This window comes from Lutibacter sp. TH_r2 (assembly GCF_033101135.1).
GTDB lineage: Bacteria > Bacteroidota > Bacteroidia > Flavobacteriales > Flavobacteriaceae > Lutibacter.
This window is the reverse complement of record NZ_JAWMPV010000003.1, coordinates 356,074-368,414: the sequence shown is the minus strand read 5'-3', so window position 1 is coordinate 368,414 and position 12,341 is coordinate 356,074. Positions and strand designations below refer to the sequence as shown.

The window sequence follows — 12,341 nt, the reverse complement described above, 5'->3', positions numbered from 1 at the left end:
ATATAATATTTACGGTAAGAATGTGTTTTTAAGTTTTACCTTACAAAAATCTAATGTATTTTTGTGGTATGAATAATATTGAAAAGTACATTAGAGATATACAAGATTTTCCTAAAGAAGGAATTTTATTTAAAGATATAGCAACACTACTTCAAGATCCTGTTGGAATGAGGTTATGCCTTGAAAATTTAACTCAATTGGTAGGTGAACAAAAAATAGATAAAGTTGTTGGAATGGAATCTAGAGGATTCTTTTTTGGAACTTTATTAGCACAACAATACAATGCTGGTTTTGTACCAGTACGTAAACCTGGAAAATTACCTTTTAAAAAAATTGCTGAATCGTACGATCTAGAATATGGTCAGGACTCTTTAGAAATTCATGTAGATGCTATAGAAAAAGGAGAGCGTGTATTAATACACGATGATGTTTTAGCAACAGGCGGTACAGCAGAAGCAGTTTGTAAATTAGTAGAGCGTTTGGGTGGAGAAATAGTACAATGTAACTTTATTATGCAATTAGATTTTTTAAAAGGAAAAGATAAATTAAATGGATATAATGTAACGTCTGTGTTAAATTATTAGTATTTTTTGAATAAATGTTAGGTAATACTCATAATGAGTATTGTTTTGTTGGTTTTTTATTCTTTTATTTGTGATAACTAACCCAAACTAACTATTTATGAAATCATCAAAAATGCTACTAGCATTTGTGCTTGTATTTGTCACAAATTATACTGCATTAAACGCCCAAAACTCTCAAAATTCAAAAGCTACCGTATATTTTTATAGAACATCTATTGTTGGAGCAGTGCTACAATTTAGGTATTATGATGGAGAGAAAAACATTGGAAAATCTAAATCTGGTCAAATAATTAAGTACGAGTGTGAACCAGGTGAACACCATTTTGGTTTATTAATTAAAGATTTAACAAACCAGTATAAACCCGAATTTGTTTCTCTAAATATAGAACCAGGAGAAGAGTACTTTGTTAAAGCCGAGTTGAAAGATAAAGCCGAACTTAAACAAACATTAGCAGCCAATAAACAAGCTAGAAAAGAAGGTAGAACAGAAGATAAAAAATCTGGTTACATGCTAGTTAATATTACAAATGATGTAAAAGAAGTTAAAAAAGCAAGATCAAAAGTTTTTAAGAAATCACCACTGTATTTTTCAGAAGAAGAACTAAAAGAAGACCAATACAAATTTGCTCATATTGTATCTCGATCATACAATGAATACATAGGAAATGAAGAAGAAACTTCTGTAGAGCTTCATTCATCACTAGCAAGTGTACCTTCAGCAGGTTTGTCATCATCATTACAAAGTGTGGTTGCCTCAAATAATACAACAGCTAATTCGAATAATGATTATAGTAAGTTAACTATTGAAGAATTAGAAGAATTAAAAAAAGAAGCAATTGCAAATGAAAATTATTTACTAGCCGACACTATAAATAAACAAATTGCTTTAAAGCAAGAGCAACAAAAAATTGCCTCAACAACAGAAACAACAACAGAAACAACAGCAGAAATAATTACCGAAACAGCAGAAAGTGAAGATATTTCAACCAGTACTGCTTCATTAAGTGGTTTAACAAATAATAGAGAAACTGCATTAAACGAAATTTTAAAAGGAAACCATATAGTTAAAACAACACCTCAATCAAATACTACAGTTACAGCTACAACTGAACTAGGTGAAATTGTTACCGGTAAAACTAAAATAAAAAAGTCTGAAGCTAATAAAAATGCAGATGGTGTTAAATACAGAAGAAGTTCATTATACACATTAATGATTAAAAATGATGGTAGAGAACATTCTAGTATGATTAAAAATACATTTGGAAATTTTGAATTACCAGAAAAATTTAACGATCATAATATTGGACCATATCTAATCGATATTGAGCAAGGTGTAAAAGATCAAAGTCGAAATATTTCAGAATATTTAAGTACAAATGATATAGCGAAGCAAATGGTTTCTAAATGGTTTAATAGAAGTCCTGAAGGAGGTTTTAATATGGATCTTATTGCTGAAAGAGGTAAATACAGTGCAACAGATTTAGATATTAAACTAGCAAAAAATAAAGAACGTGGAATGTCTGTAATTGAAGATGCAGGTGAAGAGTTAATTAAAAATACTTTTGTAATTGTAAACGATTATAAGTTTACAAATAAAGAAGAAGTTGCAAAAAAAGCAGGTGGAATATTAAAAATTGTAGCAAAAGTTGCATCGTATGCGGGATATAGTGATGTTGCAAATGTAGCAACACTAACAAATGCAGGTGTAAGTGTTGCAGGAAAAGGATATGTTATTAAAACAACAGCTTACTTATATCAATTAGATTGGGATGAAGAAACTGCAGCTATTTTTTATAACGATTATTGGACAGAAGACGGATCAATTGATCTAGCAAAAAAAGAAGCGTTTGAAAAAAGTGACATATTTAAATTAAAATTAATAGGTTCTCAAAGTGCTTTTGCAGATTTGCAGAGTACAATTTTTACTCAAAAATCAGACGAAGGCCTTATTGAAGTTGCTACTGTAAAAGCTACAGATAAATCCATTGCAAAACTTCAAAAAAAGTTTGAAGATTTTAGAACTAAATCGCCATTATTAAGTGGAGATCCTATTACAGCAAAAATAGGACTTAAAGAAGGTGTAGAGAAAGGAGATAAATTTGAAGTGCTAGAACAGGTTTTAAATAAAGAAGGTAAAACAGAGTATAAAAGAGTAGGAATTGTAAAAGTAGACAAAAACCAAATTTGGGATAATAGATTTATGGCTGACGAAGAAAATGGAGTAGAGTCTGAAAAAAAATATACTACGTTTACAGGTGCAAAAGGTAAATATTATTCAGGAATGTTAATTCGTCAAATTAACTAATCAACAATTATATAATTAAACATAACGTAAAAAACATGAAAAAAAGTGTACTATTAATGTTGTTTTTAATCATTGGTGTTAGTGTTAACGCACAATGGAAAAAGAACAAAGCAAATGAAGATTCAAAAATTTGGAGGTATGATTTAGAGTGTGAAGGTATTGGTAAAAGAGGTTCAAAACTTGTAAAAGTTTGGTCGTACTCAAAAAATCCAAAACACGCCATTTCTAGAGGAATGAAAAATGCAGTTCATGGAATAGTTTTTAAAGGTTATTCAGGTGGTGGACAAGGTTGTACAACATTTCGAGCGTTAGTCCCTTCAGTGGAAATGGAAGAAAAGTATGCAAGTTTTTTTGATGCCTTTTTTGCCGATGGCGGAGAATATTTAAAATATGTTTCAATGGCTACAGATGGAAGTATTGCTCCAGGTGATAGACTTAAAGTTAGTAAACGAGAATATAAAATAGGTGTGGTTGTTAATGTATTAACCGACGCATTGAGAAAACGATTAGAAAGCGAAGGTATTGTCAAAGGTCTCGCTTCAGGATTTTAATAACTATAAAAATTAGTAATATGAAATTTAATATAAAAAACATACTAATATTAAGCATACTATTTTTTACTATAGGAGTATATGCCCAAGCTAAAAAACCAACCTTAATGGTAGTGCCTAGCGATGCTTGGTGTATAAAAAATGGATATGTATTAGAATTTGATGATCAAGGAACTTTAGTTAAAATTCCTGATTATAAAAGAGCATTTCAAGAAAACACAGAAGTAAATCAAGTAATTAGTCAGATAAATGGAATGATGGCTGAAAGAGGTTTTCCTCTAAAAAATATGGAATCTTCCATAAAAACACTTCAAGCAAACAATGCTGAAGATAATATGAGAACTTCAAAAAATACAGGAAGTGAGGTTTCAGAAAGTCCAATAGACGCCTTAAAAAAAGTTGCTAAAGCTGATATTATTATTCAATTAACTTGGACATTAAATAAAACAGGTCCTAAAAAATCAGTTAATTTTAATTTACAAGGGTTAGATTCTTATACAGATAAGCAAATTGCAACTGCAACAGGAACGGGAAGTCCTTCATTTTCTGCAGCTTTACCAGTATTACTTTCAGAGGCAGTATTAGCTCATATGGATAATTTCACAAATTCTTTACAAGATCATTTTGATGATATGTTTAAAAATGGTAGAGAAATTATTGTAAGAATTCAAACTTGGAACGATTGGGGTGAAGATTTAGAAAGTGAATTTGATGGTGAAGAATTAGGCTATTTAATTGAAGATTGGTTAGCAGATAATACTGTTGCTGGTAGATTTAGTACAACTGATATGACAGAAAGTATGGCTTTATTTGAACAAGTTAGAATACCTCTTTACAATGAAAAAGGTAGAGCAATTGACGCTAGAAGATTTGTTCGTGGATTAAGTAGTTATTTAAGTAAAACTCACATGATTCCAAATAAATTAGTAATGAAAGGTTTAGGTAGAGCAACCTTAATTCTTGGAGGTAAATAATTAATTAAAATAGAAATTAAAATGAAAATATTTAAAATCATATTCTTTTTCCTGATAACTACATCAATGGTTGCTCAAGAAAATACAGGAATTTATTTAGGAGCAAAAATTCCTGAACAAGCTGAAAATATACCTTCAAATTCAAAAAGTTTATTTGTAAATAAATTAGGACAAATTATAACTAAAAATGGAATTAGTGACGATCTTAATAATTCACGATTTATAATTGTGCCGAAGGTAAGCGTAATTAGTAAAAATTATACGCCAACAGCACCTCCTAAAGTAGCGTTAAATCTAGATGTAACATTATATATTGCTGATGGTATTGGAGGAAATTTATTTGCAAGCGAATCCTTTAATTTAAAAGGTGTTGGAACTAATGAAACCAAAGCATACATTTCAGCAATAAATAGGTTAAGACCTGGAAATCCTGCAATACAAAACTTTATTGAAACAGGTAAAAAGAAAATAATTAATTATTACAACACTAATTGCGATTTAATTATTAGAAAAGCAGCTAATTTAGAAGCTCAAAAACAATATGAAGAAGCTTTATTTGAATTATCTTTAATTCCAGAAGCAAGTACTTGTTTTAATAAAAGTTATAAACTTATTAAATCAATATTTCAAAAGGTAATAGATAGAGAATGCAAAATTAGATTAAATGAAGCTTCAGGAATTTGGGCGGCAAACCAAGATATAAATGCAGCAAATGCAGCAGCAGAAATTTTGGTTGAAATTGATCCAGATTCATCTTGTTTCTCTCAAGTAAAATCGTTGTTTTCAAAAATATCAGCTAGAGTTAAAGAAGTAAGTGACAGAGATTGGACGTATAAATTGAAAAAACTTGATCTAGAAAAAGACAGAATAAAAGCAGGTAGAGATGTTGGTGTAGCTTATGGAAATAATCAACCACAAAAAGAATACAATTATAAAGGTTGGTATTAAGCTTAATCTTTTCAAATTAAATATTAAAAAAACCACACTGTAAACAGTGTGGTTTTTTTGCATTTTTAACTTCTAATAATTAGATTGATGTTAGTGAAATTTGATAAATAAATTAAGTAAAAACAACTAAAAAAACAGCCATATTTTTTTTGAGTATCGTATAATTTTAGAGTCTTTAAAATAAATAAAAACATATATATTTAGTGTTATTTAAACATAAATTTTCATTCTCAATAAAACAATGTCGAATGTATTATATCAATAATTATGTGTAAAACGATTATATTTTTGTGTATTTTTTAAAAAAAAGACCTAATCTAGAGTTAAAAATAAATATTAAATAATTACACATATTATTGTGTTTTCTAAATTTTAGAAAAAAAATATTTTATTTTTTAGCTTTAAAAAAGGCGTTTAAAAATGTAGTTTGGTGATATTTGAAAAAAAACCACTTTGGGTATCGTATTAAATATTTAATGATTGCCCTTATAATTTTACTTTTTTTAATTTTGCAACAGCTATTGTAATTAAACATAAAATTTATGTTTAATTATAGCGAATAAACAAAATAAAATATAATAAATGAGTACTACATTATTTGATAAAGTTTGGGATTCACACGTAGTTCGTAAAATTAAAGATGGACCAGATGTGTTTTTTATTGACAGACATTTAATTCATGAAGTTACAAGTCCTGTAGCTTTTTTAGGTTTAAAACAAAGAAACAATTCAGTATTATATCCAAATCGTACGTTTGCTACTGCCGATCATAATACACCAACCATAAATCAACATTTACCTGTTGAAGATCCGTTATCTGCAAATCAATTAAAAGCATTAGAAGAAAATTCAGCTGAATGGGGAATTTCTCACTGGGGATTAGGTCACCAAAATAACGGTATTGTTCACGTAGTAGGTCCAGAGAATGGAATTACGTTACCTGGAGCAACAATTGTTTGTGGAGATTCACATACATCTACACACGGTGCTTTTGGTGCAATTGCTTTTGGAATTGGTACTTCTGAAGTTGAAATGGTATTGACTTCACAGTGTATTATGCAACCAAAACCAAAGAAAATGCGTATTAACATTACCGGCGAACTTGGTTTAGGAGTAACGCCAAAAGATGTTGCGTTATTCATTATTTCAAAATTAACAACTTCAGGTGCTACTGGTTATTTTGTTGAATATGCAGGTGATGTATTTAAGCAAATGTCTATGGAAGGACGTATGACTGTTTGTAATTTAAGTATTGAAATGGGAGCTCGTGGAGGTATTATTGCTCCAGATGAAAAAACATTTGAATATGTAAAAGGTCGTCCGTTAGCTCCAAAAGGTGCAGATTGGGATAAAGCAATGGCTTATTGGGAAACGTTGACAACTGATGAAGATGCAGTATTTGACAAAGAGTTAACCTTTAGTGCTACTGAAATTGAGCCGATGATTACTTACGGAACTAATCCAGGTATGGGTACAGGAATTTCAAATAATATTCCAAGTGCTGATCAAGTTGAAGGTGGAGAAACTACTTATAAAAAGTCGTTAGATTATATGGGGTTTGCTGAAGGTGAAGCTATGATTGGAAAACCTGTAGACTATGTGTTTATTGGAAGTTGTACCAATGGTAGAATTGAAGATTTTAGAGCCTTTGCATCTATAGTAAAAGGGAGAAAAAAAGCAGCTAATATTACAGCTTGGTTAGTGCCAGGTTCTCATATAGTTGAAGCAAAAATAAAAGAAGAAGGTTTATTAGATATTTTCCACGAAGCTGGATTTATATTACGTGAGCCTGGTTGTTCAGCTTGTTTAGCTATGAACGATGATAAGGTTCCTGCAGGTAAAGTTGCAGTTAGTACTTCAAATAGAAACTTTGAAGGACGTCAAGGACCAGGATCAAAAACATTATTAGCAAGTCCACTAGTTGCTGCTGCTACAGCTGTAACAGGAGTTGTAACTGATCCAAGAACACTTTTATAATCTTAAAACTACGAAAATGGCTTACGATAAATTCGAAATATTAAAAAGTTCTGCGGTTCCATTACCAATTGAAAACGTAGACACAGATCAAATAATACCAGCTCGTTTCTTAAAAGCAACAGAGCGTAAAGGATTTGGTGATAATTTATTTAGAGATTGGAGATACAATCCAGACAATTCACCAAAAGAACAATTTGTATTAAACAATCCAATATATTCAGGAAAAATATTAGTTGGAGGTAAAAACTTCGGTTCAGGTTCTTCAAGAGAGCACGCTGCTTGGGCAGTGTACGATTATGGATTCCGTTGTGTGGTTTCTAGTTTCTTTGCTGATATTTTTAGAGGAAACTGTTTAAATATTGGAGTACTTCCAGTGCAGGTTAGTGCTGAATTTTTAGATAAAATATTTAAAGCAATTGAAGCTGATCCTAATACAGAAATTGAAATAGATTTACCAAAACAAACAATTACATTATTAGAAACTGGTGAACAAGAATCTTTTGATATTAATGGTTATAAGAAAGATAATATGTTAAATGGTTTTGATGATATAGACTATTTATCAAAAATGAAAGAAGAAATAAAAGACTTTGCTGATAAAAGACCGTTTTAGTCTGAATTAGAATTTTTAAGATGGTGATTGAGCGGAGTCGAAATCACTTGAAAGTAAATTTTTTTTAGTTGTCATTCCTGCGTAGGCAGGAATCCATTTATGAAGACTAGTATAGATTCCTGTCTGCGCAGGAATAACAGTAAACAACTGTTTAGAAAATGAAAAAAAGAAAAATTGAAATAATGGATACTACGCTCCGAGATGGCGAACAAACATCCGGAGTATCTTTTTCTTCTTCAGAAAAATTGACAATAGCAAAATTGCTTATTGAAGATTTACAGGTAGATAGAATCGAAGTAGCATCTGCAAGAGTTTCAGAAGGAGAATTTCAAGCTGTAAAAGCAATTACCAAATGGGCAAAAGAGCAAGGTTATTTAAATCGTGTGGAAATGCTAACATTTGTAGATGGAGGAAAATCTATTGATTGGATGTTGAAAGCAGGAGCAACAGTTCAAAATTTATTAACTAAAGGCTCATTAAACCATTTAAAACATCAGCTTAAAAAAACGCCAGAAAAACATTTTTCAGATATAAAAAAGGTTGTTGAATTAGCTGGTAATAGTGGAGTTAAAACAAATGTATATCTAGAAGATTGGAGTAATGGAATGCGAAACTCACCTGATTATGTTTTTCAATTTTTAGATTTTTTAGCAACACTTCCTATAGAGAGAATTTTATTACCTGATACTTTAGGTGTATTAACACATAGAGAAACATTCAATTATTTTTCTAAAATAACAACAAAATATCCAGATTTACATTTTGATTTTCATGCGCATAACGATTATGATTTAAGCGTAGCAAATGTTATGGAATCTATAGAAGCAGGTGCAAAAGGCTTGCATTTAACTGTGAATGGAATGGGTGAAAGAGCAGGAAATGCTCCTTTGGCTAGTGTGGTTGCTGTAGTAAATGACTTTTATAAAGATGAAATTGAAATTTCTGTAAAAGAAACTTCATTAAATAAAGTTAGTAAAATTATAGAAGCGTTTTCTGGATTTAGAATACCTGCAAATAAACCAATTGTAGGTGATAATGTGTTTACGCAAACTGCAGGTATTCATGCAGATGGAGATAATAAAAACAATCTTTATTTTAACGATTTATTGCCAGAACGTTTTGGAAGAAAACGTAAATATGCTTTAGGTAAAACTTCAGGTAAGGCAAATATTGAAAAAAATCTTCAAGAACTTGGTTTAGAGTTAAATGATGAAGATTTAAAAAAAGTTACTCAGCGTATTATTGAATTAGGAGATAAAAAAGAAGTGGTTTCTCAAGATGATTTACCATATATTATTTCCGATGTTTTAGATAGTGATACTATTGAAAAACGTATAGTTGTAGAAAACTATGTTTTAGGGCATGCCAGAGGAATGAAACCATCAGCTACTTTACAATTAAGAGTTGAAGGTGTTTTATATGAAGCACATGCGCAAGGTGATGGACAATACGATGCATTTATGAAAGCATTGAGTAGATTGTACAAAACACATAGTAAAAGACAATTACCAGATTTAATTGATTATGCAGTTAGAATTCCTCCTGGAAGTAATTCTGATGCGTTATGTGAAACAATTATAACTTGGAGAACTAAAAAACGAGAATTTATAACTCATGGTTTAGATTCAGATCAAACAGTATCTGCAATTAAAGCCACTGAAAAAATGTTGAATATAATTTAAATAAGCAATTAGCTTTTAGCCTTTAGTTATTAGCTAAAAAATATAATAAAATAAATAATTAGCTGTTCTTGTAGTAAATTGTCAAAAACGAACAGCCAAAAGCGTAAAACAATGAAATTAAATATAGCACTATTAGCAGGTGATGGAATTGGGCCAGAAGTAATAGACCAAGCAGTAAAGGTATGTGATGTAGTAGCATCAAAATTTAAACATGAAATAAACTGGAAACCAGCATTAACTGGTGCTGCAGCTATTGATGCAGTTGGTGAGCCTTATCCAGATGAAACACACGAAATTTGTAAAAGTTCTGATGCTGTTTTATTTGGCGCAATTGGTCATCCTAGATTTGATAATGATCCATCAGCAAAAGTTAGACCAGAGCAAGGTTTATTAAAAATGCGTAAAGCTTTAGGTTTATTTGCTAATGTACGTCCAACGTTTACATTTCCTTCATTATTAGAAAAATCGCCATTAAAAAGAGAGCGTATTGAAGGAACAGATTTAGTTTTTTTACGTGAATTAACTGGTGGAATTTACTTTGGTGAAAAGGGTAGAAGAGATGGTGGAGAAACTGCTTTTGATAATTGTGTTTATACAAGAGAAGAAGTGCAACGATTAGCTAAAAAAGGTTTTGAATTAGCAATGACTCGTTCTAAAAAATTATGTTGTGTAGATAAAGCAAATGTATTAGAAACATCTCGTTTATGGAGAGAAACTGTACAGGCTATGGAAAAAGACTATCCTGAAGTTGAGGTTTCTTATGAGTTTGTTGATGCAGTTGCAATGCGTTTGGTACAATGGCCAAATAGTTACGATGTATTAATTACTGAAAACTTATTTGGAGATATTTTAACCGATGAAGCTTCTGTAATTTCTGGATCTATGGGATTAATGCCTTCAGCATCGTTAGGTTCTGATATTGGTTTGTTTGAGCCAATTCACGGTTCGTATCCACAAGCTACAGGATTAAATATAGCAAACCCAATGGCAACAGTTTTATCTGCTGCAATGATGTTTGAAAACTTTGGTTTACAAGCAGAAGGAAAAGCAATTAGAGAAGTTGTAAATAAAGCTTTAAGTAAAGGTATTGTTACAGAAGATTTAGCAGATGGAGCAAAAGCTTACGGAACAAGTGAAGTAGGAGATTGGTTAGCGGCTAACGTGTAATCAACCTTAAATATATTTTAAAAAGCCATTTCTAATTAGAGATGGCTTTTTTATTTGCCTAAAAATTAGTAAATTAGGGTGAAGTCTAATTCTATAGCTAAAAATATGTTATCTATAAATCTTACAGAAGTAAATAGCAGATTACAAATTGCAAAAGTTATTCGTAAAAAAATGAGAAATAATGGTATTACTAAAAGTGATTTAAGTAAAGCAACTCATTTAAGTAAAACTGCAATTAATGAATTATTAGCTTCAAAAGCAGATGCGCACGACTTTAGATTTGGAACATTAATTAAGGTTTTGGAATTTCTTAACATTAAACTTTTTATTGGAAAAAATGAAGAAGGAAAAAGTAAAGTTTTATCGCTTTTTAATGTTTCTGAATAATATATTAATCAAGAAATAAGTTTATACCTATAAATATTTTATATTTGGGAATTATTCTATAAAAATGAAAAAATTTCAAGTTTTAATTGTTTTATTGTTTTTAACAATTCCAATTTTTGTTAAAGCACAAGAAACATTACCTATATATTCCGATTATTTATCAGATAATGTGTATTTAGTACACCCTTCAGCTGCCGGTATTGGGAATTGTGGAAAGGTTAGATTAACAGGTAGAACACAATGGAGTGGAATTTCAGATGCACCAGCTTTACAAACATTAAGTGCACATACACGAGTTGGAACAAATGCTGGAGTAGGAATTATTTTATTTAATGATAAAAATGGATACCATTCACAACAAGGTATACAAGGTACATACGCATATCATATTGATTTAGGAAGACCTGAAGAAGCACATCAACTTTCTTTTGGACTATCATTAATGGCGGTAAACAATAGTTTAGATCAACGTTCTTTTGAACCTTCTGGAGATACTTTTCCTATTATTAGAAATGAAAGCTATTTTAATTCAGATATAAGTTTTGCATATCATAATAGAGGATTTTTCTCATATTTTACTGCAAAAAATGTGATGTTTAGTGCAAGAAGCTTATACGATGATAGATATGAATCTATGAATTTAAGACGTTATTTAGCAACTGTTGGTTACTATTTTGGTCAAGGAAAAAGCATTCAGTTTGAACCTTCTATTATGGGACAAGCAATTGAACTTACTGGAGAAAAATTTGTAGATTTTAATATGAAAATTTACAAAAAAATGAATGAATCTCTGTTATGGGCTGCAATTTCATACAGAAGAGGTTTTGATAATTCAGCTACGGAAGAATTAAAATACATAACACCAATAGTTGGTGTTAATTATAAGAATTTTATGGTATCGTACACATATACAAAACAAAGTGGCGATATTTTGTTTGAAGACGCTGGATACCACCAACTTACTTTAGGTTTTAATTTTGGATGTAGAACGCCTAGAGCAAGTGGCTGTCCAAATATAAATGGTTCATTCTAAAAAAAGAATTGCCATTTTGAATAAATTAAAAATCTTGTTTTGATTTTTTTGGTTCACTCAAAATGACAATCAAAGTACTATTCCCAACTAAAGTTTTGATTATTTTTAATAGCTTAATAA

At 30.4% G+C, this 12,341-nt stretch carries 11 protein-coding genes; all 11 read left to right on the top strand.

The window, feature by feature from the left end; all coding sequences use genetic code 11:
* The first annotated feature begins 53 nt into the window (after nucleotides 1-53).
* The 11 genes from R3X25_RS11490 to R3X25_RS11440 all read left to right on the top strand — a co-directional run bounded on the left by R3X25_RS11490 (nucleotide 54) and on the right by R3X25_RS11440 (nucleotide 12,221).
* Nucleotides 54-584, top strand: coding sequence for an adenine phosphoribosyltransferase (locus R3X25_RS11490; RefSeq protein WP_317674938.1), 531 nt, complete (start codon nucleotides 54-56; stop codon nucleotides 582-584).
* Nucleotides 585-681: 97 nt separating this feature from the next.
* Nucleotides 682-2,889 carry a hypothetical protein gene (locus tag R3X25_RS11485; RefSeq protein ID WP_317674936.1) on the top strand — a complete coding sequence of 736 codons (2,208 nt, stop codon included), beginning with the start codon at nucleotides 682-684 and terminating at the stop codon, nucleotides 2,887-2,889.
* A 35-nt stretch (nucleotides 2,890-2,924) separates the two neighbouring features.
* The gene (locus tag R3X25_RS11480; RefSeq protein ID WP_317674934.1) at nucleotides 2,925-3,440 is read left to right on the top strand and encodes a hypothetical protein; all 516 of its coding nucleotides are present in this window, start codon (nucleotides 2,925-2,927) and stop codon (nucleotides 3,438-3,440) included.
* A 20-nt stretch (nucleotides 3,441-3,460) separates the two neighbouring features.
* Nucleotides 3,461-4,414 (top strand): DUF6175 family protein, encoded by a 954-nt coding sequence (locus R3X25_RS11475; protein ID WP_317674932.1) that lies wholly within the window; start codon nucleotides 3,461-3,463, stop codon nucleotides 4,412-4,414.
* A gap of 21 nt (nucleotides 4,415-4,435) precedes the next feature.
* Nucleotides 4,436-5,362, top strand: a complete 927-nt coding sequence (locus tag R3X25_RS11470; protein ID WP_317674930.1) for a hypothetical protein — start codon at nucleotides 4,436-4,438, stop codon at nucleotides 5,360-5,362.
* A gap of 582 nt (nucleotides 5,363-5,944) precedes the next feature.
* Nucleotides 5,945-7,339, top strand: coding sequence for a 3-isopropylmalate dehydratase large subunit (gene leuC, locus R3X25_RS11465; RefSeq protein WP_317674928.1), 1,395 nt, complete (start codon nucleotides 5,945-5,947; stop codon nucleotides 7,337-7,339).
* A gap of 16 nt (nucleotides 7,340-7,355) precedes the next feature.
* The gene (gene leuD, locus R3X25_RS11460) at nucleotides 7,356-7,952 is read left to right on the top strand and encodes a 3-isopropylmalate dehydratase small subunit (RefSeq protein ID WP_317674926.1); all 597 of its coding nucleotides are present in this window, start codon (nucleotides 7,356-7,358) and stop codon (nucleotides 7,950-7,952) included.
* Nucleotides 7,953-8,110: 158 nt separating this feature from the next.
* Nucleotides 8,111-9,634, top strand: coding sequence for an alpha-isopropylmalate synthase regulatory domain-containing protein (locus tag R3X25_RS11455; RefSeq protein WP_317674924.1), 1,524 nt, complete (start codon nucleotides 8,111-8,113; stop codon nucleotides 9,632-9,634).
* A gap of 111 nt (nucleotides 9,635-9,745) precedes the next feature.
* On the top strand, nucleotides 9,746-10,801 hold the full coding sequence (gene leuB / locus R3X25_RS11450) for a 3-isopropylmalate dehydrogenase (protein ID WP_317674922.1): 1,056 nt from the start codon (nucleotides 9,746-9,748) through the stop codon (nucleotides 10,799-10,801).
* Nucleotides 10,802-10,906: 105 nt separating this feature from the next.
* On the top strand, nucleotides 10,907-11,188 hold the full coding sequence (locus R3X25_RS11445) for a helix-turn-helix transcriptional regulator (protein WP_317674920.1): 282 nt from the start codon (nucleotides 10,907-10,909) through the stop codon (nucleotides 11,186-11,188).
* A 64-nt stretch (nucleotides 11,189-11,252) separates the two neighbouring features.
* Entirely contained in the window at nucleotides 11,253-12,221 is a 969-nt protein-coding gene (locus tag R3X25_RS11440; RefSeq protein ID WP_317674918.1) for a type IX secretion system membrane protein PorP/SprF, read from the top strand.
* The last annotated feature ends 120 nt before the right edge of the window (nucleotides 12,222-12,341 follow it).